The following is a 23500-nucleotide window of genomic DNA, read 5'->3' as shown; positions in this document are numbered from 1 at the left end:
GTTTCCTCCAGCCCCGATTCAGGCCGTTCTCCGCTCAACGCCTGGTCAGCGGGTAGCAGGCGAGGCCGATCAGCGCCGCGCTGAGGTGACCGATGCCGGTGTAGTCCCGGCCCTGGAAGACGCCGACGACGTACACGGCCAGCACCCCCGCCAGGTACAGGTACCGCCAGGGCCGCACGATCAGGTAGGTGAGCACCCCGACCACCCCGGCGAGCGCGTAACTGACGCCGTAGTCGAGCGTGTAGACGGCCCTCGGCGCCGCCAGGCCGCGGTGGATCGCCCAGCCGAGGAGGCCCTCGCTGAGGTAGGTGGCGCCGACGTGCGCCAGCATCGCCACCGAGATCCAGCGCAGCGTGCCCAGCCAGCGCTCGGCGGGCACGTGGAAGAGGTTGTACAGCGCGAAGTAGCTCAGCCAGCCGCCGCCCGCGATCCACAGCGCGCTGGTCGCCAGCACCCGGACCGGCGAGACCTGGAGGTGGTGCAGGTTGGTCGAGCGGCGGTGCAGGATGCGGTCGGCGGTCGCCGCGTCGACGTGCCGGATCACCTCCGTGGTGACCAGCAGGATCGCCAGCCAGATGTAGGTGCCGGGGGCGCGCCGGACGTAGCGCCACGTCGCGCGGGCCGCACGTGCCCACCAGGCCGTCCGGTGCGCCTGCGGCACCCCGGTGGTGCTGCCGGTCATCGGCGCCTCCTCGACGGTCCCCCTCACCCTCGCCCGGCCCGGGTTCCTCCCGCCGCCGCGCCGACCCGTTCGGGTGATCCTCCCCCGCCACCGATCTCCGCGCCGCCCGCCCGCCGCCCGGAGACCGCCGGGGCGCCCGGGCGGATGACAGCCGCGACGGCCGCCTCCCCCGAGTGACATAGGCTGGGTCTCCGGCCGCCCATGGAGCCGCCGACACCGGACACCGCACAGCGAGGGCGCCAGGCACGATGAGGGACCGCCTCGGAACGACGAGACCGGCCGACCCGACCGACACCGACTCGGCCGCCGCCCGGCGCCAGGCCGCCGGAACGGCCTCCCTCAGAGCGACCGCCGTCAGCACGGCCCGCCGTCTGCGACTCACCACGGTCTACGTCGTCCTGCTGACCGTCACCGCCTCCTGGCTCGCTACCCAGAGCCACGCGGAGCGGGCCCGGTTCGTCCGGCACAACAGCAGCAACGTCCACCACATGGAAGTGGGCAAGTGGTGGACGTTGTTCACCAGTGGCCTGGTGGTCGACGGAGTCCCGGCGTGGGCCGGCATCGCCGCCGTGGCCGTGGTCCTGGGCCTGGCCGAGTGGCGCTGGGGTGCGGCCCGCGCGGGCGCGGTCTTCGTCTTCGGACACCTGGGCGCCACCCTGCTCACCGAGGGCGCCATGTGGGTGATGCTGATCGCCCGGATCCCCGGCGCGCTCTCCCGGGCCCGGGACGTGGGGATCAGCTACGGACTGGTCGCCACCGCCGGCTGCCTGCTCGCCCTGGGACCGCCCGTGCTGCGCCGGTACGGCCTGCCGGCCCTCGCCCTGGCACTGGCCGGGGCCTGGGCGACGGACCAGCAACTGGCCGACGCCGGGCACCTGGTGGCCCTCGGGCTCGGCGTCCTCGCCTCCCGCTCCCCCTGGCTGCTCGCCCGCGCCGCCCGCCAGGGCCGCCGAGAACCAGACCGCCGAGAACCGGGTCGCCGGGAACCGGGCGCGGGCCCGGATCCCATTCCCTGACACCACACCGCACCGCAGTCGGGCCGGACTCCCCCACCGGGGAGTCCGGCCCGACCCGCCTCCCGCCCCAACCCGCCTGCGATCCACCTGAATTGACCCGACCGAAGGCCACCGCAACGCGGCCCCGCGAGCAGCCGCCCCGGTCGACGCGTTCGTATGCTCTTGCGGTACTCTGCAAATCTATGCCAGAGTGCGGGCATCGGATCAATCAGGCCGAATCCCCTCACACGTCGCTAAATCAGGAGCCCGCGCCCGCGCGGGTGGGTCAAGGGTGCATGCATGTCGAAGGTCTTGAGCAAGCTGCCGGTCGGTGAACGGATCGGCATCGCATTCTCCGGTGGGTTGGACACCTCCGTCGCGGTCGCGTGGATGCGCGAGCACGGCGCCGTCCCCTACGCCTACACGGCCGACATCGGCCAGTACGACGAGCCGAACCTCGCCGACGTCCCCGCCCGTGGCCGCGCCTACGGCGCCGAGCAGGCCCGCCTGATCGACTGTCGGGCCCCGCTGGTCGAGGAGGGCCTGGCCGCCCTGGCCTGCGGTGCCTTCCACATCCGCTCCGCCGGGCAGACCTACTTCAACACCACCCCGCTCGGCCGCGCCGTGACCGGCACCCTGCTGGTGCGGGCCATGCAGGAGGACGGCGTCTCCATCTGGGGCGACGGTTCGACCTACAAGGGCAACGACATCGAGCGGTTCTACCGCTACGGCCTGCTCGCCAACCCGAACCTGCGGATCTACAAGCCGTGGCTGGACCAGGACTTCGTCAACCAGCTCGGCGGCCGCAAGGAGATGTCCGAGTGGCTCGCCGAGCGCGACCTGCCGTACCGGGACTCGGCCGAGAAGGCCTACTCCACCGACGCCAACATCTGGGGCGCCACCCACGAGGCCAAGCGGCTGGAGTACCTGGACACCTCGATGGAGATCGTCGCCCCGATCATGGGCGTCGCCTTCTGGGACCCGGCCGTCGAGATCCAGACCGAGGACGTCACCGTCGACTTCGAGTTCGGCCGGCCGGTCCGGATCAACGGCCGTGAGTTCGGCTCCGCGGTCGACCTGGTGCACGAGGCCAACCGGATCGGTGGGCGGCACGGCCTGGGCATGTCCGACCAGATCGAGAACCGGATCATCGAGGCCAAGAGCCGCGGCATCTACGAGGCCCCCGGCATGGCGCTGCTGCACATCGCCTACGAGCGCCTGCTGAACGCCATCCACAACGAGGACACCCTCGCCACCTACCACACCCAGGGCCGGCGCCTCGGCCGGCTGATGTACGAGGGCCGCTGGTTCGACCCGCAGGCGCTCATGCTGCGCGACAGCCTGCAGAAGTGGGTCGGCCAGGCCGTCACCGGCAGCGTCACGCTGCGGCTGCGGCGCGGCCAGGACTACTCGGTGATCGACACCCAGGGTCCGAACTTCAGCTACCACCCCGAGAAGCTGTCGATGGAGCGCAGCGTCGACGCCGCCTTCGTCCCGGACGACCGGATCGGCCAGCTGACCATGCGGAACCTGGACATCGCCGACTCGCGCAGCAAGCTGGAGCAGTACGCGGGCCACGGCCAGCTGGCGCAGTGGAGCGGCCTGATCGGCGAGCTCGCGCCGGGCGGCGCGGCGCCGATCGCCTCCGGCACCGGCAACGAGGCGGAGCCCACCGCGCTCGACCACGCGGCGATGGAGTCCGGCACCGACTGACCGGGCGCCGCCCGTCGCAGCCGGTCCCGGGGGCCGTCGCACCACACCGGTGCGGCGGCCCCCGGGCGTTCGGCGCCACCGCGCAGCAGCGCACCGCGAGGCGGCCGCCCTCACCCGAACGGCCGTACCGGCCGTGCGCTCCGCCCCCGGTGGTAGCTGAATGGCGGACGGTGCCCGGCGACGGGAAGGCAGGTCCGGGGATGGGTGAGGCGATCGGCCCGATGCTGGCCTCGGCGGTGGCGGTCGCGCTCAGTCCGCTGCCACTGATCGTCGTGCTCCTGATCCTCGCCTCGCCCCGCGGCCGGTCCAACGGGCTCGCGTTCACGGCGGGCTGGGTGCTCGGCCTGGCGGCGGTCGTGGCCCTGGTGGTGGCGGCCGGCAGCGCGCTGAACCCGGGCAATGGCGAACCGACCTGGTCGTCCTGGCTGAAGCTCGTCCTCGGCGCCGCGCTGCTCCTGCTGGCGGCCGAGCAGTGGCGCGACCGTCCCCGGCCCGGGCACGTCACCGCACCCCCGGCGTGGCTGCTGGGGATCGACCGCCTCACCCCCGCCAGGTCCGCCGGGCTCGCCGTCGCCCTGGTCGTGGCCCGGCCGAAGACCCTGCTCCCGGCCATCGGCGGCGCCGCCTCGATCGCCGCCGCTCCGCCCGGCACCGGTGCGAAGGTCCTGGCCGCCGCCCTGATGGTGCTGATCGGTTCGCTGGGCACCCTCCTGCCGCTCGCCGTCCAGCTCCGCGGCGCCGACCGCTCGCTCCGCGCCCTCGGCGAATGGCGCGCCTGGACCGCCGCGCACCACGCGGCGATCATGACGGCCGTCCCGGTCGTGCTCGGCGCCGACTACCTCGGCGGCGCCCTCTCCGGGCTCACCTGACCGGCACCCCGCCTCACCCTTGCCCCAGCCGCTCACCGGATCGGCACCACCCCGCGCGCGCCACGCCCCCTCACCGGATCCGCACCACCCCGCGCCCCCGCACCGCCCGTACGCCGAGCCGCCCGGGATCGGCCCCCGGGCGCGCCGCCACCGCGCCCCGCAGGGTCAGCAGGATCTCCCCGTCGTACCGCTCCGCCAGCAGCCGGGCCAGCTCGGCGGCGCGGCCCGGGCGGGCCGCCGGTGCCAGCTCCGGCAGCCGGCCCGGGTCGCTGAGGTCCTCGGCCTCGGCGGCCCAGCGGGCCGCGTCGCGCCGCTCGCCCTCGGCGGCGTAGTGCACGGCCAGGCAGTGGACGGCCAGCTGGTCGCCGTACTGGGTGGCGATCCGCCACCAGAAGACCCCGTCCGCCGTGCGACCCATGCCGTAGAGCAGGCAGCCGAGGGTGCGGAAGGCGGCCTTCTCGGCGAGTTCGAGGTCCAGGGCCAGTTCCCCGGGCTCCACCGCGCCGACCACCCCCGCGCACAGGTGCCGCAGGTCGCGCCGCAGGTCGGACCGCCCGGCGCCCCAGGGGTGGTCGCCAGCGGCGGGGGCGTGCGGCGGCCGGGCGACGGTGGGCGGCCGGGCGGGGCGCTCGCGCCCGGTCGGGACGGCCCGCCGGCCGGCGGCCAGCCGCTCGGCCAGCCCGCGGGTGAAGGCCGCCGGGTCGTGGTCGCGGCATTCCTGCGCCAGCTCGGCGGCGTGTGCGCGCAGCAGCTCGGTGCCCCTCATGGCGCCTGTCCGTCGTCCGGGTGCTCCAGCAGGTAGTCCAGGTGGCGCCGCCCGAGGCTGTAATAGGTGCGGGCGGTGGTGTGGGCGATGCCGAGCGACCGGCCGATGTCGGGATAGGACAGGCCCGCCTGGCGCAGCCGGACGACGTCGGCCTGGATCGGCGCGGCCCGGGCGAGCTCGTCCATCGCCCAGTCCAGGGCGTCCAGCTCGGCGAGTTCCTCCAGCTCGTCCTGGCTGGTGTCGGGGCGGCGCTGGGCGATCACTCGCAGCCGTTTGCGCTCGGCGCGGCGGCGCTCGCGCAGGACGTCGACCACCGCGTCCTTGACGATCTTGAAGGCGAAGGCCTGCGGGTCCTCGCTGGCCAGGGCGCGGCGCCAGTTCTTGTAGAGCGTGGCGCCGGCGTTCTGCACGGCGTCCTGGGCGTCCTCCCGGTGGCGCAGGCGCTGCTGGGCGTAGCGGAGGTAGCCGGTGTTCTCGCGGGTGAAGAACGCCTCGAAGTCGTTCGGCAGGTCGTCGAGCGGGTCGGCCCGCAGGCTCCGCTCCCCGCCCGGCCCGGGAGTGTTCACACGCGCCCCCTTTCCTGGGTCAGCTGGCCGGCCCACCGGATGGCACGCCGACGGCCCTCTGGGGGCTCGTGGTGTAACCGTCCGGGAGGCGCGGGTTGTTGACCGGATCGGGCGGGCAATTGGCGAACGTTTCCGTTCACTTTCGAACAGCACCGCTGAGCTGCCCGTTCGCGCACATGGAACGCCATCCGACGAGCCGGACGTGACCCAGATCACACTCCGTCGACCACCGGCTTGACAAGCCCCGCGACCCCGCTGCGGCGATCGGCGGAAACACCGGCCGCATGGCGGCCTACGGCGCCGGCTCCACCTCCGCCGAGTCCAGCGCGACGGTCACCCGCTCCAGCAGCGCGTGCAGCGCGGCCAGGTCCTCGACCGGCAGCCCGGTCGCCGCGAGCAGCCGACGCGGCACCTGCCCGGCCCGTGCGCGCAGCGCCGATCCCTCGACGGTGAGGCCGACGGTGACCGACCGCTCGTCCTCCGGACTGCGCTCGCGACGCACCAGTCCGGCCGCCTCCAACCGCTTCAGCAGCGGGGAGAGGGTGCCGGAGTCGAGCCGCAGGCGCTCGCCGATCCGCTTGACCGACAGGTCGCCGTCCTCCCAGAGCACCAGCATGACCAGGTACTGCGGATAGGTGAGCCCGAGGTCCCGGAGCAGGACCCGGTAGACGCCGCCGAAGGCGCGCGAGGCGGCGTTGAGCGAGAAGCAGATCTGCTGGTCCAGGCGGAGCAGTTCCTCGTCCGCCATGCCGGGGAGCGTGGTCATGAACCCAATGGTACCGATCACAGTCGCGCGATTTAGTTGTGCGCAATTGAATTGCGTGCTCTACTTGTGGAGCAGTCGGCAGCCGTACCGCCGCCGAAGCACCGACGACTTCGCACGCTTCCGCACACCACGGACCGCGCACCACGAAGGGACCCACCATGGACGCGCTCTACACCGCAGCCGCCACCGCCAACGGCCGTGAGGGCCGCGCCGTCAGCTCGGACGGCCAGCTGGACCTCGCCCTCGCGATGCCGCCCGCGCTCGGCGGCAGCGGCCAGGGCACCAACCCCGAGCAGCTGTTCGCGGCCGGCTACGCCGCCTGCTTCGCCAGCGCCCTCGGCCTGGTCGGCCGGCAGGCCCGGGTGGACACCGGCGAGATCTCGGTGACCGCCGAGGTCTCCATCGGCAAGGACGACGCCGGCTTCGGCCTGTCCGTCGTGCTGCGCGTCGAACTGCCCGACTCGCTCGAGGGCGAGACCGGTCTGCAGCTGGTCAAGCAGGCGCACGAGGTCTGCCCGTACTCCCGCGCCACCCGGGGCAACATCCCGGTCGAGCTGGTCGTCGAGTAGCGCGGAGTGGTGGGGTCCGCCGCACCCCGCGTGCGGCGGACCCCACCGCCCCCAAGCCCCCGGTCAGCCGCCGCCCGGCCCGTCCGGCGAGCGCAGCGTGTCCAATCGCTGCCGGTACTCCTCCGCGTCGATCTCGCCGCGCGCGAACCGCTCCGCGAGCACCTGCTCCGGGGTGGGCCCGTGCGCCCAGCCACCCGGCCCGCCGGGACCGACGCCCGCAGCACCGGGCCCGTGCGGGATCGGCTGCCGCGAGCGCGAGACGTACCGGAACAGGGCGACGACCAGGAGCACCAGCACCGCCAGGACGAGCAACGCGATGATCGCCATCAGGGCGATGCCCCAGCCCCCCGGCCCTCCGTGGCCGGGCCCGTAGCCGTGCCAATGCCAGTGCCTCATCAGGTCCTCCTCCTCCGACCCACCGGGCCCGCCGAGGTGTTCGGCACCGTCACCGCCCGGGGTGCGGTACGGGCTGAGCCACTCGCACCGCACCGGGATGATCAGCGCCCTATCACCATCGTGCGCCCGCGACCGGTCAAAGCGCCGTGAAGAAAGCCTGAAAAAACGTTCCTGCGATCCCGCCCCGCCCACCGGGGGTAGCGTTGCCGCCCATGAACCACCATCCGCCCGACGACCACCGCTCCCCCGAGCAGCTCGTCGCGGCCGGGGCGCTCCGCCACCACGCCGACCTCCACCCCCACCCCGCGCTCAACCACTCCCCGATCGGCTACGTGTCCACCGCGCTCTGGGCCGAGCTCACCGCCCTCGCGATCGCCCCCAGCGCCGCCGAGGCCACCGCCGCCGCCCTGCTGCGCGCGCTCGCCGACCGCGCCGTGGACGCCGCGCTGGCTCCGGGCAACGAACGCGCCCCGCGCGACGACCTGTACGTCACCGACCCCGCGCACATCGGCCCGCACCGCCGGGCGGTCTGGTTCCAACGCTCCGGCCCGGGCGGCCCGATCACCGCCGCCTTCGCGCCCTGACGGCGCCGACCGCGCCCGACGGGGTTCAGCGCTCGACCGTCAGGCTCTCGCAGACCCAGCTCATCCGGTCCGGCCCGCCGAACGGCGGCCGCTCGTGGTAAGTCCCGTCGGCCACCGACAGGTTGACGATCAGGTAGGCGTGCCAACTGGAGCCGACCCCGCGGAGGTCCGCGTAGACCAGCTCGTCCTCGACGTACCAGTCCACCGAGTGCGCGCCGAACACCACCCGCAGGCCGAAGCTCGCCCCCGGACCGATCCCGACGGCACCGCCGTGCCAGTACCGGAAGCCGCCCCGGACGTGGTTGGAGATCTCCAACAGGTCCGGGTTGTCCGGGTGGTACTCGAAGACGTCCACCTCGTTGCCGCCGTCCCGCCAGGTCCAGATCGCCGGCCAGGCGCCCAGCTCGAACGGCAGGGTGACCCGCGCCGACAGTACGTCCCCGGCACGGACCTGGAAGCCCTCCGGACTGCCCTCGGTGGTCAGCAGGTTGCACGTCCACAGTCCGCCGGTGCGCCGCCGCACGGCGGAGAACACCCCGCCGGGACAGTACTCGGGGCTCAGGTAGTCGAGCTTGTGGTCGCTCCGGTTGGTCGGCCCCATCCGGGGGTACGCGCTGCTGCGCCCGGCGATCCACTGCCTGGTCGAAGTGAAGTCCGCGTCGAACACGACTGCCACGGCCGCCTCCCCAATGCTCCGGTGCCCCGGCCATCCGAACCGCCGGGCACACAGAGTGAGTACCCGATACGTTCCGCAGTATGCGAACCGGACCTTCGCAGTCCGGGGCGGTCCGGACGAACGGGAGCGACCGGGCAGGCGGGACGATCAGCCGACCGACGTGGTGGCGCCCCCGGTCCGGAGCCGGTCGGTCACCGAGACCACCCCGTCCACCGAACGGCACAGGTTGAGCACGATCGGCACCAGGTGCGGCTCGGGCACGGTGCCGCTGAGCACCACCCGGCCCTGGTCGACCTCCACCCCGATCTCCGCCGGGCTCACCCCGTCGATCCGGCCGAGCACCTCCTCGACGATCTCCCGCCGGATCACCCGGTCCTCACGCAGGAACACCCGCAGCAGGTCCCCGCGGCTCACCATCCCGATGACCCGCCCCTCCTCGTCCAGCACCGGCAGCCGCTTGAGCCCGTGCCGGCTCATCAGCCGGGCCGCCGCGACCACGCTGGTGTCGGGCGTGGTGCAGACCGGCTGCGCCGTCATCAGGTCCGCCGCCGTGACCTCGCCGCCATGACCCACCCGCGCCGACTCGGGCGCGGGCAGCAGGCTGCCCGGATCCTCCTGCGCGGCCAGCGTGCGCAGCAGGTCCGCCTCCGACACCAGCCCGAGCGGCCGCCCGTCCGGGTCCACCACCGGCACCCCGGTGATGTCGTACTCGGTCAGCAGGGTGACGATCTCCCGGAAGCCGGTCTCGGGGGCGACCCGGACCACGGGGCTGGTCATCACGGATTCGACGGTGGCATGCGGCACGCCGGTTCACCTCGTCCAACGACGCTGGTCCGACCGGGCGCGGATCGTCCAGGCCGGTACCCGCAGCATGGCCTCCGACCGCGCGAACCGCCAGGGGCCAAGGGGCCGAACGGGTGGGACCAATGGCCCCCGACGTGCGAACACTCCTCCGCCGAACGATCCGCCGGCGCTCCTCCGGGCCCCGGTGACAGAACCTCCAACCCGGACGGCGCAACCATCACATGATCGACTCGTTGGACCGTCCACCACGACGGCACTGACTGTACTGACTGTACTGACGGCACCGGGAGGCCCGGTTGGCAGGACGGACGGCGGGCGTGGCACCGGCGGCCCGGAGTGGTGCGGCGCGCCCGGTGGCGGAGGCGGAGGACTCGCTGGTGCACCACTACCGCAGGCTGGTCCGGCTCGCCTACCTGCCCTGCCCGCCGACCGCTGGACCGGCGAGGGCAGTGCGGCCACCGCCGTGCTGCTGCCCTCCGCCCGGGGTCCGCAGCGCACCGGCGGCGGGCCGGGCCGGTCGTGCAGCCGGTTCGAGCCGGCCACCGTGGCCTGGACGTGGTGGCGCTCCCCGCAGGGCGCCGACCACCTGCTCGCGGCGGGCAGCCGACGGGTCACCCGGCTCACCGTCAAGGGCCCGGACTGGTCGGCCGACCGCCCGGCCCCGGACCACACCCTCTCGGTCGAGCGACCCGCCCGGGCCGCCGTCCAGGTCGAGACGCTCCTCGACAACGGCACCCGGATCAGCCCGCCGCACTGACCCGAGCCTCCAACAGCGCCGGGTAGTCCGGCAGTTCGACGCTGGACACCTGCTTGCCCAGCTCCAGCATCCGGTTCAGCACCCACCGCCGGTTGAGCAGCCCGTTGCGCACCCTTAGCCCGGTCGCCGTGCGCGGCGCCAGGAACGGGCCGGTCCGGTCCCCGCCCTTCTGGCAGCCCCGGGCGTAGCCGCGCAGCAGCTCCTCGTACCGGGCGAAGGCGGCCCGGTGGTCGCCACCGGCCAGCGCCAGCTCTCCCGCCAGCACGTACGCGGCCACCACCGCCGTCCCGGTGCCCATCCCGCCGATGGTGGCGCCGCAGGCGGCGTCACCGAGCAGGGCCACCCGACCGATGGACCAACTGGGGACGTCGGCGCGGCTGATCGAGTCGAAGTACAGCTCGGGGGCGGCGTCCAGGCTCCGCAGCAGTTGCGGCACCCGCCAGCCGAGGCCGGCGAAGGCGGCGCGGATCAGCCCCTTCTGCTGCCGGATGTCGTGCCGGTCGTAGCGCAGTTCGGGCGAGGCGAAGACGCAGAAGGCGCCCGCCCTGGCCGGGTCGCGGTGGTCGGCGCCGACGGACATCAGCCGGCCGGGGACGTTCAGGCCCACCCCGCCGACCGGCAGACCGTCGTCGTTGGGCAGCTGCCAGGTGGCCGCGTAGTAGCCGAGGTGGCGGACGAACCGCTGCTCGGGCCCGAAGGCGAGCCGCCGCACGGTGGAGTGCAGGCCGTCGGCGCCGATCACCAGGTCGAACTCGCGCGGTGCGCCGCGCCGGAAGGCCACCCGCACGCCGCTCGGCGTCTCCTCCAGGGCCTCGACGGAGTCGCCGAACACGTACTCGGCGCGGGAGTTGCCGTGCCGGTACAGCACCTGGGCCAGCTCCCCGCGCGGGATCTCCAGCTCGCCGCCCGCGAAGTCGGCCGGCAGGTGCAGCAGTTGGCGCCCCTCCTGGTCCACGAAGGCGAGCGGGCTGCCACCGGTGTCGAGCGCGCGCAGTTCCTCCAGCACGCCCATCCGCTCCAGCACGGTGAGGTGGGTGCGTCCGCGGAAGTCGACGTTCTGCCCACCTCCGCGCAGCGCCGGGGCGAGTTCGACCACCGTGACCTCGAAGCCGTACCGGCCGAGCCAGTGGGCCAGGGCGGGGCCGGCGATGCTCGCGCCCGAGATCAGCACGCGGGTGCGGGGGGAAGCGCTCATGGAAACCACTCCATCCGAGGTTTGAGGTCCGAGGTCAGAGGTCTGAGTTCTGAGGCTCGAGAAACTGTGTCCGCAGGACACTGTTCATTGCTGTGTACGATAGACACAGTTGACGCGGACAGGCAACCCCCGGGACGGGAGCGGACGATGGGCGAGGCGGCGAACGACACGGTGCGGCTGCTCTGGGAGCGACCCGCCCGACCGACCCGCGGGCCGAAGCCCGCCCTCAGCCTGGAGCGGATCGCCGCCGCGGGTGTCGAGGTGGCGGACGCCGAAGGGCTGGGCGCGGTCTCCATGCAGAAGGTGGCCGGGCTGCTCGACTTCACGAAGATGTCGCTCTACCGCTACGTCCCCGGCAAGGCCGAGCTGGTCGCGCTGATGGTCGAGTCGGCCGTCGGCGAGCCTCCCGCCGCCCCGGACGCCCTCGACTGGCGGGAGCAACTCACCGCCTGGGCCCACCACTTGGCGGAGACCTTCGCCCGGCATCCGTGGCTGCTGGACGCCACCCTCGGCCCCCGGGTGCTCGGCCCGAACGAACTCGCCTGGCTGGAGCGGGTGGTGGCCGCCCTCGACGGCCGCGGACTGAGCGGCGCCGAGCGGATGGACGCCGCCGTGCTGCTCGCCGGGCACGTGCGCACCATCGCGGAGCAGGCCCGCGCGGCCGGCCCGGACGGCTCCCCCGAGGCCGAACTCCTCGCCGCCCTCGGCACCGTGGTGCACCGGCACGCCGACCGCTACCCCGCCGTGGCCGCCGCGATGGCCGACCCGGACGGGCGCGATCAGGCCCTGGACTTCGGCCTGGCCCGCATCCTGGACGGTCTGGCCGCCCTGATCAGCCGCCGCACCGCCCAGGAGCCGCCGGTGTAAGCACCGAAAACCCGTCGATCCGGGGCCGCCCGGACAACTACCATCCGCTCCCATGGCGATGTTCGTGCACCTGACGGCCGCGGCGAACACGCCGCGCATCCGCCGCGCCGGAATCCGGGCCGACAGCCGGGCCCAGGGAGGCGTGCGCGGGGTGTACTGCTTCCCGGTGCTGCCCTCCTACACCCTCACCCACCAGTGGCTGCGCGAACTGGCCCGGTTCGGCCCGAAGGGCTCGCTGGCCGCGGTGCACGTCCGCCTGGACGACGCGCAGCAGGTGCTGGTCGGGCACTACCGCGACCGCGCCAAGGACGCCCAGCGGTGGCTGTCCGCCGCCCAGGCGGTCGCGCGGATCGCCGCCCTGCCGGACCCGCGCGGCTGGGAGGTGGTCGTGCCGCGCGCGGTGGGCGCCCGCGAGGTGCACCGGATCCGGGCGGTGCCGCAGGTCGCGGGCTGGCGTTACCTCCCTGGCGCGCACGGCACCCGCCCGTGCACCTGCTTCGGCTGCCGGATCCGCGGCGAGTACGGCAGCCGGCGGCTGCGCGAGCGTCATCCGCACCCGCTGGACGGCCCGCCGCCGCCCGTGCCCGTCCTGCTCGCGCGGCTCGAGGCGGCGGGCGAGCCCGGCGACCCGGCCGCGCTGCGGGCCGCCCTGCACTGGTTCGGCCTGCGCCGCCGCGGCCCGGTGGACCGCCTCGCCCGGCTGGCCGCCCACCCCGACCCGGCCGTCCGCCGCGAGCTGGTCTGGGCCGTCCAGGGCTGGTCCACACCGGGCGTCGCCGAACTGCTGGACCGCCTGGCCGAGGACCCGCACCCGGACGTCCGCGAGGCCGTCGAGGACGTCCGGGCGCTCTGAGACTCGGGCTGGTCCGGCCTCAGGAGACGCGCTTCAGCTGCCAGGAGTTGTTGTTGAAGCTCGGCACGGAGGAGTACTGGCAGCCCGAGCCGTAGAAGCTGCTGACGATCGTCCAGCCGGCCGGCGGCCAGGTGGACGAGCAGGCGTTGACCACGGTGCCGACCGGGTAGCCGGTGAGCTGCATGATCTTCTTGGTGTTCGGGTTGAATCCGGAGCCGCAGCCGGCGCTGTTCCACCACTGGACGTCCACGAAGCCGTCCGGGGTCAGCGACGAGGAGCAGACGGTGCTGGTGTCGCCGGGTGCGGCCTGGGCGGTACCCATGGTGAGGGTGAGGGCTGCGGCGGTACAGCCGAGGGTGAGAACGGCGGCGCGAAGTCGGGTCACGGGGGCGGCTCCTCTCGGGCGACGCGGCGGGTCCGCGTGCCAGGAGCCATTCCTATCGGCACGAAGCAGCAGCCGGACAGTGCGTTTCCGGCCCCACCCGCGGCGCGTTCTCGCCCCCCCTCCGCCGCCCCCGGACCGGTCGACACCGGGCCCGCCACCTGCGGCGTCTCCCGTCGACGTGCCCGTTCGGCCGAACCGGGTGATCATGGGACGAGCCGCGACTTCGGCGATTCGGCGCACCGGTGCGGTCCGGCGGCGCCGGGAAGGTGGGCCGCGATGTTCCAGCTCCTGTGGATTCTGCTCATCGGATTCGTGCTCGGCTTGCTCGCCAAGCTGATCCTTCGCGGGCCGCAGTCGATCCCCTGGTGGCTGACCATGCTGCTCGGCGCCGCGGGGGCCTGGCTGGGCAACGCCGTCTCCGGCTGGGTCGGCGTCCGCCACACCTCGGGCATCGACTGGATCCGTCACATCCTCCAACTCGCCTTCGCCGTCGCCCTGGTGGCCCTGGTGGCACCGGCCTGGAGCAAGAACCGCCCGCCCCGCTGACCGGGCGCCGGACGGAAATGTCAGTGGCAGGTGCAAGACTCCCGGCAGGGCTCACCGGACGGGCCCGGACGGGAGGGCGTACCGATGCCCATCGGAGATCGCTGGCAACTGCTGCGCGGCGGGGAGCTGCTCGGTGAGATCGTGGTGGACGACGGCCACTTCCCCTGGCTGGACGGCCGATTCGTCCCCGAGGCGGGCTTCGTCGAGGTGAAGCCGTGGTTCGACGAGTCCGCCGCCCTGGTCGACGCCGAGAACTTCCAAGCCTTCGAGCGGGCGTACGACCGGATCGACGGGACGCTCACGCTGGTGTCCCCGCACGGGCCGGTCGCCGAGTTCCTGCTGCACATACGCGGCGACCGGGCGTCGTTCCGGTGGTCTGACGAACCCTTCTCCGACGAAGCCTGAACCGGCTCAGCCCACGTGCACCGCGGGCCGGCGGCTGCGGTCGGGCTCGGCCTCGCGGAGCACCTCCCGGGTCACCGGCGCGATCTCGCCCTGCCCGAACAGGAAGAACCGCAGGAACTGGGCGAAGGGGTTGCCCTCCGTCCACTCGAAGTAGATGTGCGGCTGCTGCCCGGTGAGGTCGCGCACCTGCAGCAGCAGGGCGGCCAGTGCGTTGGGCACGCTGGAGCTCTGCAGCGACAGCACCCGGTAGCGCTCGTGCAGCACCTCGCCGCGCACGGTCAGTTCGGCCTCGAAGTCGGACGGGTCGAGCACGGTGACCTCGACGAAGACCAGGTCGTCCTCGGCCGGGATGTCGTTGTCCTTGCGGATCTGGCGGAGCTTCTCGCGGTACTCGGTGAGGTCCCGGCTGTTCGGCTCGTTGGCGATCAGGCGCAGCGGGCGGTGCATGTAGTCCCGGACGAACCGTTCCGCGACCTCGTCCAGCACCACGTCGGTGACGCGCAGTTCGAAGGCCCGCTTGAGCCGGGAGAGGAAGGAGACCAGCATGATGCCCACGATGAAGCAGGCACCGATCTTGACGCCGTCCGGCCGCTCGGCGATGTTGGCCCCCGTGGTGTAGAGGAACACCGCGGCGATCACCGCGAACCCCGACCGCCAGCGGCGCTGCCCGGCCTTGTGAGCGGCGATGGTCACCGCGATCGCGGCCGAGCTGATCAGCACCAGCACGCCGGTCGCGTACGCGCCGCCCTGGGCGTCCACGTCGGCGTCGAAGATCCAGGTGACCAGGAAGGCGATCAGGGTGAGGACGATCACCAGGGGCCGTACCGCGCGGGCCCAGTGCGGGGCCATGCCGTAGCGCGGCAGGTACCGGGGCATCAGGTTGAGCATGCCGGCCATCGCGGAGGCCCCGGCGAACCAGAGGATCGCGATGGTGGACAGGTCGTAGACGGTGCCGAAGGTGCTGCCGAGGTACTCGTGGGCGAGGTAGGCCAGTGCGCGTCCGTTCGCCTGCCCTCCGGTCCTGAAGGCCTCGGCCGGGATCAGCACGGTGGTGATGAAGCTGGTCGCGATCAGGAAGACGCTCATGATCACGGCGGCGGTGGTGAGCAGCTTGCGCGCGCCCCGGATCCGGCCGGTGGGCTTCTCCTCGGTGTCGTCCGGGTCCCCCTTGATGTGCGGCATCACCGCGACGCCCGTTTCGAAGCCGGAGAGGCCGAGCGCGAGCTTGGGGAAGACGGTCAGCGCCACGCCGATCATCGCGATCGCGTTGCCGTGCTGGGCCGTCAGGGCGCTCGACCAGTCGGTGACCACGTGGGGCGCCTTCAGCACGTGCCACAGGCCGTTGACCACCACGACCACGTTGAGCAGCAGGTAGACGGCCACCAGCACGACGGCGACTCCGATCGCCTCGCCGAAGCCCCGCAGGAAGACCGCGCCGAGCAGGGCCACCAGGACCAGCGTGACCAGCATCTGCTTCCCGCCGAGCAGGCTGTGCACGTGCGGGTTCTCCACCAGGTGCGCGGCGCCGTCGGCAGCCGACAGGGTGATGGTGATCATGAAGTCGGTGGCGGCGAACCCGAGCAGTGTCAGGACGAAGAGCTTCCCCTGCCAGAACGACAGCAGCCGCTCCAGCATCGCGATCGAGCCCTCCCCGTGCGGGCTCTCCTGGGCCACCCGCCGGTACACGGGGAGCGCTCCGAGCAGGGTGACGACCACCAGGACGATGGTCGCGACCGGCGAGAGCAGACCTGCGGCCAGGGCCGCGATGCCCGGCTGGTACCCGAGCGTGGAGAAGTAGTCGACGCCGGTCAGACACATCACCCGCCACCAGGCCTGGCCCTCGTGCCCCGGCGCCTCCGCGTGCGGGCCGGGGTGCTGCTTGGCCATGTCGGAGAGGCCTTCGAGCATCCAGGCCCGGAACCTCCCGCCCCGCGGCGGAGGAGTCGTTCCCCATGGGGCCGAACCCGACGAGACCACGTACACCCCTGTCCACGACTTCGGCCGGCCGCCACACGGTTCCGGACCCCCAGGCCGCCGGACGGCGGGCCTGGTCAGGCTAGGCGACCGGACCGGGACCGCCCGGCAACCCCGCTGGCCAACACGCCGAGGTGCGCCCGTACGGCCCTCCCGGCTGGCGGTGGCCGACCGGCCGTGCTCGGGGCCTCCGGCGCGGCGGTGTCCGACGGCTCCTCGAAAGGGGTAAGTATGTCCGCGCACGTTGACTCACGAGGTTGACGGACCCAGGGGTGCGGTGACGGAGCAGCAGGGAGACAGCGGTGGCGGAAGCGAGTCGGCGGGGAATCCTGGGCCTGGGACTGATGGCGGCCGCCGTCACCTCCTGCGGCGCCCGGCATCCGGACCCGGCCGCGCGCCCCACGCCCGACGGCCAGGGCACCCCCGGCACCGCCGGACCCACCGGTGCCCAGCACTCCGGTCTGAAGGGCGACGCCCCGGACGAGCAGTCCCTGCCCGGCAACGCCGACTGGGAGATCACCGACCCCGGTCGGCCCGGCGCCGTCGAGGCCTTCGCCGACCGGGTCAGCGTGCCGCCCGGCGAGTCCTTCGGCCTGCACGTCTCCACCCCCGCCGCCGCCTTCACCGTCTCCGCGTACCGGATGGGCTGGTACGGCGGTGCCCGGGCCCGGCTGGTCTGGCGCCGCGAGCACGTCCCCGGTGCCGAGCAGGCCGCCCCGCGCGTCGACCAGGCCACCCGTACCGTGCTGACCGGCTGGCAGCGCACCCTCGCCGTGGACACCGCCGGCTGGCCGGAGGGCGCCTACCTGCTGCGCCTGGACGCCGAGGACGGCTCCGGCCGCAGCTACGTCCCGCTCACCGTCCGCTCGGCGAGCACCGCCGGCCGGACGGTGGTCATGAGCGCCCCGGCGACCTGGCAGGCCTACAACGAGTGGGGCGGCTACAGCCTCTACAACGGCCCGACCGGCACCCTGGCCACCCGCTCGCTGCGGGTCGTCTTCGACCGGCCGTACGACTACGACCACGGCGCCGGGCTGTTCCTGGTCTACGAGGCGCCGCTGATCGCCCTGGCCGAGAAGCTCGGGCTGCCGCTCGCCTACACCACCGGGATCGACGTGGCCCGCGACCCGGCGCTGCTGCACGGCGCGGTCGCCGTGCTGTCGCTCGGCCACGACGAGTACTGGTCCCCCGAGCAGCGCGCCAACGTGGTCGCGGCCCGCGACGCCGGGGCGAACCTGGCGATCCTGGGCGCCAACTGCTGCTTCCGCCGGATCCGCTTCGAGCCCACCGAGCTCGGGCCGGACCGCACGGTGGTCTGCTACAAGGACGCCTGGGCGCAGGACCCGGGCCACCAGTCGGGCGCCCCGGCGACCACCGACTTCCGGGTCGGGCCCGGCGCCGACCCGGAGAGCTCGATGCTCGGCGTGATCTACGACGGCTACCCGGTGGACGCCCCGTACGTGGTCACCTCGCCGGGGCACTGGGCCTTCGAGGGCACCGGCGTGGCGGCCGGGGCGTCCTTCCCGCACCTGGTGGGCGTGGAGTACGACCGGGTCGACACCGCCTTCCCCACCCCGCGCCCGATCGAGGTGATCGCCCACTCCCCCGTGGTCTGCGAGGGCCGGCGCTCCCACTCCGACACCGCGTACTACACCGTGCCCAGCGGCGCCGGGGTCTTCGCCACCGGGACGATGCGCTGGGTGGAGACGCTGGACGCGCACGGCCCCGGCGGCGGCAAGGCCGACCACGGCATCGACTCCCACGCCGGGGACCTGGTCCGCAAGGTCACCGAGAACGTCCTGCGCGCCTTCGCCGCCGGGCCGGCCGGGCACACCCACCCCGCCCAGGACAACCTGGCCACCGTCTACGGCACGGCCTGACGGCCCGGTGCGCGGGCCCCGGGCCCGGGGCGGTCCGCGGCCCGGCTACACTCACACGGTCTAATCAGCGGCGCAGGTCGTCCGGAGAACCGAACGGTGCGGCACGGGGTGCCGGCCGACGAGGGCACGAGGGAAACAGAACATGGTCGAGGCCTCCCCGAAGGTCGTTGTCGTCGTCCCCACGTACAACGAGCGGGAGAACCTTCCGGTCCTCGCCGGGCTCCTCGCGGACCTCCCGGTACCGAACCTGCACCTGCTGGTGGTCGACGACAACTCCCCCGACGGCACCGGCGAGGTCGCCGACAAGCTGGCCGCCGACTCCGGGGGCACGGTCGGCGTGCTGCACCGGACCGAGAAGGACGGCCTCGGCCGCGCCTACCTGGCCGGTATGGGCCGGGCCCTGGACGAGGGCGCCGACGTGGTGATCCAGATGGACGCCGACCTCTCGCACCCGGCCTCGGCGATACCCGCGATGGTCAGCACCCTGCTCGCCGGCGACACCGCCGTGGTGCTCGGCTCCCGCTACGTGCCCGGCGGCTCGACCGCCGAGGAGTGGCCCTGGCACCGCAAGGCGCTGTCCGCCTGGGCGAACTTCTACGTCAACGCGATCCTCGGCCTGGGCGTCCGGGACGCCACCGCGGGCTTCAAGGCCTGGCGGGCCGGCGCCCTGCGGGCCATCGACCTGCCGACCGTGCGGAGCAACGGCTACTCGTTCCAGGTCGAGATGAACTACCGGGTGATCCAGCGCGGGCTGACCATCCGCGAGGTGCCGATCCGGTTCGAGGAGCGGATCGAGGGCGCCTCGAAGATGAGCCTCGGGGTGCAGGTGGAGTCCGCGCTCGCGCCCTGGAAGCTGCGCTTCAACCGCGAGGGCTAGGGGCCGTCCGATCCGCCGGACGGCCCCGGACGAGTAGTCCCTCGGACGACCGGCGGTGTTAGTTGCGGTCGCGGGGAAAGAAGGCCGACATGGTTCTTCTCCCGGAGTCCTTCACGGCCGTGGTCCGCCGCGGCGCCCGAGACCCGTTCGCCGTCCAGACCCTGCGGGCCACCGTGGCCGCCACGCTCTCCTACGGGGTGGCGACCCAGCTCAGCAGCGAGCCCGCCCCGCTGACGGCGCCGCTCACCGCGCTGCTGGTGGTCCAGGTGACCGTCTACTCCACGCTCAAGACCAGCGTCCGCCGGGTCGTCTCGGTGGTGGTCGGGGTGCTGATCGCGATCGGCTTCAGCGCCGTGGTCGGGCTCTCCTGGTGGAGCCTCGGGCTGATCATCCTGGCCTCCCTGGTGATCGGGCGGTTCGTCCGGGTCGAGGAGTTCGTCCAGGAGGTCGCGATCAGCGCGATGCTGATCCTCGGCGTCACCAAGCTGGCCTCCCAGGCCTGGGACCGGGTGCTGGAGACGCTGATCGGCGCGGCCGTCGGTCTGCTGTTCAACCTGCTCTTCGCCCCGCCGGTCTGGGTGGACACCGCCGGGGAGTCGATCGAGGACCTCGCCCGGCGGGCCCGCCAGCTGCTGCTCGACATCTCCGAGCAGCTGGGCCGCCCCACCCCGGTGGCCCGGGCCGCCGAGCGGCTGCACGAGGCCCGCCGACTCGACCAGGCGATCAGCGACGTGGACGCGGCGCTGCGCCAGGCCGAGGACAGCCTGCGGTTCAACCCCCGGATCAGCGAGGGGCTGCTCTCCCGGCTGGTGCTGCGCACCGGGCTGGACACCCTGGAGATCTGCGTGGTGGTGATCCGGGTGCTGGCCCGCTCGCTGACCGACCTGGCCAAGCGGCGCGGGCCGCGGGAGCGGCTGTTCCCGCCCGACGTCGCGGTCGGGCTGGAGGAGCTGCTGGCGCACGTCGGCGGGGCGATGGTCAGCTTCGCGGTGCTGGTCACCACCCAGGTCAGCCGGAACGCGGAGGAGGCCGAGGAGCGGCTGACCGCCGAGCTGGCGGCGGCCTGGGCCACCCGGGAGAACGTCGCCGAGGTGCTGCTGCGCCGGGTGCAGGAGCACCCGGAGGCCTGGCAGCTGCACGGCTCGATGCTGGCCGAGGTCGACCGGATCCTGGACGAGCTGGACCTGGAGCACCGCAGCCGGCGGCTGATGGAGGAGCTGGACCGGGCCTCGCTGGTGAGCCGGGAGCGGTTCTCCCGCCTCGCCCGGCTGCGCACCGCCCTGCGGGGCGGGCGCCGGCAGGACGAACCGAAGCGCCCGGCGGCGGGGGCCGGGCGCTGATCCGGGCCCACTGCGGCGGGGCTCCGGGAGGTCAGGGCATCAGCCAGGGCTGCTGCGGCAGCGGGTGGCCGGTCTCCAGGTAGGTCTTGAGGTTGGACAGCACCGCCGACCAGCCCCGTTCGGCGTCCGTCCGCTCGTCCTCGTCGGCGAGGTTCTCATGGGTGACGGTCAGCCTGGTCAGGTCGTGCCAGTGCCGGAGGTCGAAGCTGACCCGGGAGGGCCCCTCGGCGCGCCGCCCCTCCGGCCCGGCCCAGGTGGTGACCAGCCGGTGCGGGCGGTCGGACACCTCGACGGTGCCGATCACGTCGGCGATCCCGGAGTCGTCGGTGCGCTGGTGCTCCCAGGGCGCGCCGGGCAGCCAGGTGGAGACGTTGCGGTGGCCCCAGTAGAGGCCGGACTCGTCGGCGTTGGTGAGCGCGTGCCAGACCCGCTCCGGGGTGGCGCGCAGGTAGACGATGCTCCGGTGGCTGAAGGCGGTCACGGCCTCAGCCCCTGGCCGCGGCGAGCAGCTGCTGGATGTCGATCTTCTGCATCCGCAGCATGGCCGCCATCACGCGGTCGGCCTTGGCCCGGTCCTGGTCGCCGATCAGCTCGAGCAGGACGCGCGGGGTGATCTGCCAGGAGAGACCGAAGCGGTCCTTGAGCCAGCCGCACGGGCCCCCCTGGCCGCCGTCGGCGGTGAGCTTGGCCCAGAACTCGTCGACCTCCCGCTGGTCGTCGCACTCGACCTGGAGCGAGACCGCCTCGGTGAAGGGGAACTCGGGACCGCCGTTGAGCGCCACGTAGGGCCGGCCGTCGAGTTCGAACTCGACGGTCATCACCGAGCCGGCCGCCCCGGGGCCGGTCTCGCCGTAGCGGGTGACCCTGGTGATGCGGGAGTTGGGGAACAACGAGGTGTAGAGGGTGGCGGCCGCTTCGGCCTGGTCGTCGTACCACAGGAAGGTGGTGATTTTCTGCATGGGCCCGACGGTAGCGGCGGGGTCCGTCGCCGCGGCCGAGCCACGGCCGGGGGTCACCGGATCGGCGCCCCCGCCGGAAAGACCTTGAGGTCAGTGCACCCAGCCCGCGTAGCGCTGGACGAAGCGCTGCCCGGTGTGGGCGGTCACCACGACGTCATAGCGGCCCTGCCCGTCCAGCGGCCAGGCGAGGTTGACCTGCTTGCCGGGCTCGACCCACACGGTCCGCGCGCTGCCCGCGAAGTCGTTGGGCGCGGCGGTGAAGGCCACGTCCGTCAGGCCGTCGTTGGCCACCTGGAGGGTGAGCTTGAGGCTGCCGCGCAGGTCGGCGGTGACGATCGGCACGCCGGTGTCGTTCTGGCCGTCCTGCCCGTCCCGGACCACCGTGCCGGCGAAGCGGCGCACGAAGCCGTCCGGGCCGTGCACGGTGAAGTCGTAGCGGCCGTCGGTGGCGGCGGCGTCCCAGACGTGGGTCGCGCTCGCGCCGGGGGCGACGGTGTACGGGGTGCCCGCGAACGGGAGCAGGATGTTCGGGTAGACGGTGTACGGGAAGGCCACCGAGCCGTCGTTGCTCATGGTGCAGGTGACCTTGCCGGTCCGGCGGTCCACCGCGACGTCGGCCCACGGCTGGTAGGGCAGCGGGCGGTGCGGGCGCTCGCCGCGCTCCTGGACGGGCATCGACTGGGCGCCGGCCGCCGGGAGGGCGACGCCGGGCAGCTTGGTGCCCGCGTCGGCCCTGGCCATCAGGGCGTTGGTGTCGGGCAGCTCGGGGAGCGAGTGGTCGGGGGCGGCGAAGTCGAAGCAGCTGGTGAGGTCGCCGCAGACGGCCCGGCGCCAGGCGGAGATGTTGGGTTCGGCCACGCCGGTGACCAGCTCCATGAAGCGCAGCACCGAAGTGTGGTCGAAGACCTGGGAGTTGACCCAGCCGCCGCGCGACCAGGGGGACGCCACCCAGAGCGGGACCCGGTTGCCGAGGCCGATGGCGCGCCCTTGGGTGAACTCCTCGGGGGTGCCGGGTTCGGGGGTGGGCGGGACCACGTGGTCGAAGTAGCCGTCGTTCTCGTCGTACATGACCAGGAAGACGGTGTGCCGCCAGACCTCCGGGTTGGACATCAGCGACTGCAGCGCCTGGTTGACCCAGTGCGCGCCGTAGGCGGGGCCGGCCTCCGGGTGTTCGGAGAACAGGTAGGGCGCGACCAGCCAGGAGATGGTCGGCAGAGTGCCGTCCTTGCAGTGGCGGTCGAAGTCGGTGGGGTCGAACTTGGTCATCGCGTTGACGTACCGCGGGTCGTCGTGCGGGAAGTCGTGGAACTGCTTGAAGTAGGAGAGGGCGTTGTCGTCGTAGTCGCCGGTGCGGTCGTCCTTGCTGGGGTTGTGGTAGACCCGCCAGCTGACGCCGGCCGACTCGAGGCGTTCGGCGTAGGTGGTCCAGTCGGCGACGGGGTTGTCGGTGACCGGGGTGTTGTCGATCCAGGGGCCGGTGGTGCCGTCGCGGCCGGGGCCCGCGGTGCCGGTCCACAGGTAGAGCCGGTTGGGGTCGGTGGGGCCGGCCAGCGAGGTGAAGTAGGCGTCGCAGAGGGTGAACGCGTCGGCCAGGGCGTACTGGTAGGGGATGTCGTCCCGGGTGAAGTAGCCCATGGTGCGCTCGCCCTTGGCGGCGATCCACTTGTTCATCGCGCCGTTGTTGATGGCCTGGTGGCCGGTCGCCCAGTCGTGGGCCAGGCCGCCGGCGTTCTGCGCGTTGTACTTCGAGGTGTCCATCCGGTACGGCAGCATCACCCCGCCGTCGCTGCGGCGGTTGTCGGGCTGGCGGAACACGTCGGTGCCGTCCGGGAACTGCAGCGCCTGCTTGTCGCCGAAGCCGCGCACGCCGTTCAGGGTGCCGAAGTAGTGGTCGAAGCTGCGGTTCTCCTGCATCAGGACGACCACGTGCTTGACGTCCTTGACGGTGCCGGTGAGGGCGATGGCGGTCGCGGCGGCGGGAGTGGCCTCGGCCTGGGTGGCGGACAGACTGGTCAGGGCGGCGGCGCCGACGGCCGCGGAGGCGCCGACGAAGGTGCGGCGGGAGAGCTCGGGCAT

26 protein-coding genes are annotated in these 23500 nt (G+C 73.2%); 13 read left to right on the top strand and 13 right to left on the bottom strand.

Annotated features, from left to right (window positions below; all coding sequences use genetic code 11):
• Positions 1–34: 34 nt before the first annotated feature.
• Positions 35–682 (bottom strand): rhomboid-like protein, encoded by a 648-nt coding sequence (locus tag O1G21_RS36935; protein ID WP_270149969.1) that lies wholly within the window; start codon positions 680–682, stop codon positions 35–37.
• A 248-nt stretch (positions 683–930) separates the two neighbouring features.
• On the opposite strand from O1G21_RS36935, the gene O1G21_RS36930 reads away from it, so the two are divergent.
• From O1G21_RS36930 to O1G21_RS36920, 3 genes are all read left to right on the top strand, one after another.
• Complete coding sequence (locus O1G21_RS36930; protein WP_270149968.1) at positions 931–1698, top strand: rhomboid-like protein; 768 nt, start codon at positions 931–933, stop codon at positions 1696–1698.
• A gap of 279 nt (positions 1699–1977) precedes the next feature.
• A complete protein-coding gene (gene argG / locus O1G21_RS36925; RefSeq protein ID WP_270149966.1) occupies positions 1978–3390 on the top strand; it encodes an argininosuccinate synthase in 1413 nt (470 codons plus the stop codon).
• Positions 3391–3590: 200 nt separating this feature from the next.
• The gene (locus O1G21_RS36920; protein ID WP_270149964.1) at positions 3591–4259 is read left to right on the top strand and encodes a GAP family protein; all 669 of its coding nucleotides are present in this window, start codon (positions 3591–3593) and stop codon (positions 4257–4259) included.
• 70 nt (positions 4260–4329) lie between these two features.
• Here O1G21_RS36920 and O1G21_RS36915 read toward each other — a convergent pair whose 3' ends face one another.
• From O1G21_RS36915 to O1G21_RS36905, 3 genes are all read right to left on the bottom strand, one after another.
• Positions 4330–5025 carry a hypothetical protein gene (locus tag O1G21_RS36915; RefSeq protein ID WP_270149963.1) on the bottom strand — a complete coding sequence of 232 codons (696 nt, stop codon included), beginning with the start codon at positions 5023–5025 and terminating at the stop codon, positions 4330–4332.
• Positions 5022–5591 carry an RNA polymerase sigma factor gene (locus O1G21_RS36910; RefSeq protein WP_270149962.1) on the bottom strand — a complete coding sequence of 190 codons (570 nt, stop codon included), beginning with the start codon at positions 5589–5591 and terminating at the stop codon, positions 5022–5024. Before O1G21_RS36910 ends, O1G21_RS36915 begins: the two co-directional genes overlap by 4 nt.
• Before the next feature lie 292 nt (positions 5592–5883).
• Positions 5884–6357, bottom strand: a complete 474-nt coding sequence (locus O1G21_RS36905) for a MarR family winged helix-turn-helix transcriptional regulator (RefSeq protein ID WP_270149961.1) — start codon at positions 6355–6357, stop codon at positions 5884–5886.
• Positions 6358–6515: 158 nt separating this feature from the next.
• On the opposite strand from O1G21_RS36905, the gene O1G21_RS36900 reads away from it, so the two are divergent.
• Positions 6516–6926 (top strand): organic hydroperoxide resistance protein, encoded by a 411-nt coding sequence (locus O1G21_RS36900; protein WP_270149959.1) that lies wholly within the window; start codon positions 6516–6518, stop codon positions 6924–6926.
• 63 nt (positions 6927–6989) lie between these two features.
• Here O1G21_RS36900 and O1G21_RS36895 read toward each other — a convergent pair whose 3' ends face one another.
• Complete coding sequence (locus O1G21_RS36895; RefSeq protein WP_270149957.1) at positions 6990–7322, bottom strand: SHOCT domain-containing protein; 333 nt, start codon at positions 7320–7322, stop codon at positions 6990–6992.
• A gap of 212 nt (positions 7323–7534) precedes the next feature.
• Here O1G21_RS36895 and O1G21_RS36890 point away from each other — a divergent pair, with 212 nt between their 5' ends.
• Positions 7535–7906, top strand: coding sequence for a hypothetical protein (locus tag O1G21_RS36890; RefSeq protein ID WP_270149955.1), 372 nt, complete (start codon positions 7535–7537; stop codon positions 7904–7906).
• 25 nt (positions 7907–7931) lie between these two features.
• Here O1G21_RS36890 and O1G21_RS36885 read toward each other — a convergent pair whose 3' ends face one another.
• Together O1G21_RS36885 and O1G21_RS36880 are read right to left on the bottom strand one after the other, a co-directional pair.
• The gene (locus tag O1G21_RS36885; protein WP_270149954.1) at positions 7932–8582 is read right to left on the bottom strand and encodes a LamG domain-containing protein; all 651 of its coding nucleotides are present in this window, start codon (positions 8580–8582) and stop codon (positions 7932–7934) included.
• A 147-nt stretch (positions 8583–8729) separates the two neighbouring features.
• Positions 8730–9386, bottom strand: coding sequence for a CBS domain-containing protein (locus O1G21_RS36880; protein ID WP_270149952.1), 657 nt, complete (start codon positions 9384–9386; stop codon positions 8730–8732).
• Between the two features lie 463 nt (positions 9387–9849).
• Here O1G21_RS36880 and O1G21_RS36875 point away from each other — a divergent pair, with 463 nt between their 5' ends.
• Complete coding sequence (locus tag O1G21_RS36875; protein WP_270149950.1) at positions 9850–10143, top strand: hypothetical protein; 294 nt, start codon at positions 9850–9852, stop codon at positions 10141–10143.
• Here O1G21_RS36875 and O1G21_RS36870 read toward each other — a convergent pair.
• On the bottom strand, positions 10127–11338 hold the full coding sequence (locus O1G21_RS36870; RefSeq protein WP_270149948.1) for an FAD-dependent monooxygenase: 1212 nt from the start codon (positions 11336–11338) through the stop codon (positions 10127–10129). The genes O1G21_RS36875 and O1G21_RS36870 overlap by 17 nt on opposite strands.
• 147 nt (positions 11339–11485) lie before the next feature.
• Between O1G21_RS36870 and O1G21_RS36865 the strand changes: the two genes are divergently transcribed.
• Together O1G21_RS36865 and O1G21_RS36860 are read left to right on the top strand one after the other, a co-directional pair.
• Positions 11486–12205 carry a TetR/AcrR family transcriptional regulator gene (locus tag O1G21_RS36865; RefSeq protein ID WP_270149947.1) on the top strand — a complete coding sequence of 240 codons (720 nt, stop codon included), beginning with the start codon at positions 11486–11488 and terminating at the stop codon, positions 12203–12205.
• 52 nt (positions 12206–12257) lie between these two features.
• Positions 12258–13058 (top strand): HEAT repeat domain-containing protein, encoded by an 801-nt coding sequence (locus O1G21_RS36860; RefSeq protein WP_270149946.1) that lies wholly within the window; start codon positions 12258–12260, stop codon positions 13056–13058.
• 19 nt (positions 13059–13077) lie between these two features.
• Here O1G21_RS36860 and O1G21_RS36855 read toward each other — a convergent pair whose 3' ends face one another.
• A complete protein-coding gene (locus O1G21_RS36855; protein ID WP_270149945.1) occupies positions 13078–13443 on the bottom strand; it encodes a hypothetical protein in 366 nt (121 codons plus the stop codon).
• Between the two features lie 276 nt (positions 13444–13719).
• Between O1G21_RS36855 and O1G21_RS36850 the strand changes: the two genes are divergently transcribed.
• On the top strand, positions 13720–13989 hold the full coding sequence (locus O1G21_RS36850; RefSeq protein WP_270149943.1) for a GlsB/YeaQ/YmgE family stress response membrane protein: 270 nt from the start codon (positions 13720–13722) through the stop codon (positions 13987–13989).
• 84 nt (positions 13990–14073) lie between these two features.
• Complete coding sequence (locus tag O1G21_RS36845) at positions 14074–14394, top strand: hypothetical protein (protein ID WP_270149941.1); 321 nt, start codon at positions 14074–14076, stop codon at positions 14392–14394.
• 6 nt (positions 14395–14400) lie between these two features.
• Here O1G21_RS36845 and O1G21_RS36840 read toward each other — a convergent pair whose 3' ends face one another.
• Positions 14401–16302 (bottom strand): APC family permease, encoded by a 1902-nt coding sequence (locus tag O1G21_RS36840; RefSeq protein ID WP_270149938.1) that lies wholly within the window; start codon positions 16300–16302, stop codon positions 14401–14403.
• 368 nt (positions 16303–16670) lie between these two features.
• Between O1G21_RS36840 and O1G21_RS36835 the strand changes: the two genes are divergently transcribed.
• The 3 genes from O1G21_RS36835 to O1G21_RS36825 all read left to right on the top strand — a co-directional run bounded on the left by O1G21_RS36835 (position 16671) and on the right by O1G21_RS36825 (position 20465).
• Complete coding sequence (locus O1G21_RS36835; protein ID WP_405000764.1) at positions 16671–18248, top strand: N,N-dimethylformamidase beta subunit family domain-containing protein; 1578 nt, start codon at positions 16671–16673, stop codon at positions 18246–18248.
• Positions 18249–18390: 142 nt separating this feature from the next.
• Positions 18391–19125: a polyprenol monophosphomannose synthase gene (locus O1G21_RS36830; protein WP_270149936.1), complete on the top strand. Its 735-nt coding sequence runs from the start codon at positions 18391–18393 to the stop codon at positions 19123–19125.
• 89 nt (positions 19126–19214) lie between these two features.
• The gene (locus O1G21_RS36825; protein WP_270149934.1) at positions 19215–20465 is read left to right on the top strand and encodes an FUSC family protein; all 1251 of its coding nucleotides are present in this window, start codon (positions 19215–19217) and stop codon (positions 20463–20465) included.
• Positions 20466–20496: 31 nt separating this feature from the next.
• Here the strand turns inward: O1G21_RS36825 and O1G21_RS36820 are convergent, their stop codons facing one another.
• The 3 genes from O1G21_RS36820 to O1G21_RS36810 all read right to left on the bottom strand — a co-directional run bounded on the left by O1G21_RS36820 (position 20497) and on the right by O1G21_RS36810 (position 23500).
• On the bottom strand, positions 20497–20946 hold the full coding sequence (locus O1G21_RS36820) for an SRPBCC domain-containing protein (protein ID WP_270149932.1): 450 nt from the start codon (positions 20944–20946) through the stop codon (positions 20497–20499).
• A 4-nt stretch (positions 20947–20950) separates the two neighbouring features.
• Complete coding sequence (locus tag O1G21_RS36815) at positions 20951–21424, bottom strand: VOC family protein (RefSeq protein WP_270149931.1); 474 nt, start codon at positions 21422–21424, stop codon at positions 20951–20953.
• A gap of 90 nt (positions 21425–21514) precedes the next feature.
• Entirely contained in the window at positions 21515–23500 is a 1986-nt protein-coding gene (locus tag O1G21_RS36810) for a phosphocholine-specific phospholipase C (protein ID WP_270149930.1), read from the bottom strand.

The sequence above is a fragment of the Kitasatospora cathayae genome (assembly GCF_027627435.1).
Taxonomy (GTDB): domain Bacteria; phylum Actinomycetota; class Actinomycetes; order Streptomycetales; family Streptomycetaceae; genus Kitasatospora; species Kitasatospora cathayae.
The sequence above is the reverse complement of the archived record's forward strand: the minus strand, read 5'-3'. Positions and strand labels throughout refer to the sequence as shown.

Excerpts from the sequence above, each read along its gene's own strand:
- O1G21_RS36935 (WP_270149969.1), bottom strand. The coding sequence starts at position 682 with ATGACCGGCAGCACCACCGGGGTGCCGCAGGCGCACCGGACGGCCTGG.
- O1G21_RS36930 (WP_270149968.1), top strand. The coding sequence starts at position 931 with ATGAGGGACCGCCTCGGAACGACGAGACCGGCCGACCCGACCGACACC.
- argG (WP_270149966.1), top strand. The coding sequence starts at position 1,978 with ATGTCGAAGGTCTTGAGCAAGCTGCCGGTCGGTGAACGGATCGGCATC.
- O1G21_RS36920 (WP_270149964.1), top strand. The coding sequence starts at position 3,591 with ATGGGTGAGGCGATCGGCCCGATGCTGGCCTCGGCGGTGGCGGTCGCG.
- O1G21_RS36915 (WP_270149963.1), bottom strand. The coding sequence starts at position 5,025 with ATGAGGGGCACCGAGCTGCTGCGCGCACACGCCGCCGAGCTGGCGCAG.
- O1G21_RS36905 (WP_270149961.1), bottom strand. The coding sequence starts at position 6,357 with ATGACCACGCTCCCCGGCATGGCGGACGAGGAACTGCTCCGCCTGGAC.
- O1G21_RS36900 (WP_270149959.1), top strand. The coding sequence starts at position 6,516 with ATGGACGCGCTCTACACCGCAGCCGCCACCGCCAACGGCCGTGAGGGC.
- O1G21_RS36895 (WP_270149957.1), bottom strand. The coding sequence starts at position 7,322 with ATGAGGCACTGGCATTGGCACGGCTACGGGCCCGGCCACGGAGGGCCG.
- O1G21_RS36890 (WP_270149955.1), top strand. The coding sequence starts at position 7,535 with ATGAACCACCATCCGCCCGACGACCACCGCTCCCCCGAGCAGCTCGTC.
- O1G21_RS36870 (WP_270149948.1), bottom strand. The coding sequence starts at position 11,338 with ATGAGCGCTTCCCCCCGCACCCGCGTGCTGATCTCGGGCGCGAGCATC.
- O1G21_RS36865 (WP_270149947.1), top strand. The coding sequence starts at position 11,486 with ATGGGCGAGGCGGCGAACGACACGGTGCGGCTGCTCTGGGAGCGACCC.
- O1G21_RS36860 (WP_270149946.1), top strand. The coding sequence starts at position 12,258 with ATGGCGATGTTCGTGCACCTGACGGCCGCGGCGAACACGCCGCGCATC.
- O1G21_RS36850 (WP_270149943.1), top strand. The coding sequence starts at position 13,720 with ATGTTCCAGCTCCTGTGGATTCTGCTCATCGGATTCGTGCTCGGCTTG.
- O1G21_RS36845 (WP_270149941.1), top strand. The coding sequence starts at position 14,074 with ATGCCCATCGGAGATCGCTGGCAACTGCTGCGCGGCGGGGAGCTGCTC.
- O1G21_RS36840 (WP_270149938.1), bottom strand. The coding sequence starts at position 16,302 with ATGCTCGAAGGCCTCTCCGACATGGCCAAGCAGCACCCCGGCCCGCAC.
- O1G21_RS36830 (WP_270149936.1), top strand. The coding sequence starts at position 18,391 with ATGGTCGAGGCCTCCCCGAAGGTCGTTGTCGTCGTCCCCACGTACAAC.
- O1G21_RS36825 (WP_270149934.1), top strand. The coding sequence starts at position 19,215 with ATGGTTCTTCTCCCGGAGTCCTTCACGGCCGTGGTCCGCCGCGGCGCC.
- O1G21_RS36815 (WP_270149931.1), bottom strand. The coding sequence starts at position 21,424 with ATGCAGAAAATCACCACCTTCCTGTGGTACGACGACCAGGCCGAAGCG.
- O1G21_RS36810 (WP_270149930.1), bottom strand. The coding sequence starts at position 23,500 with ATGCCCGAGCTCTCCCGCCGCACCTTCGTCGGCGCCTCCGCGGCCGTC.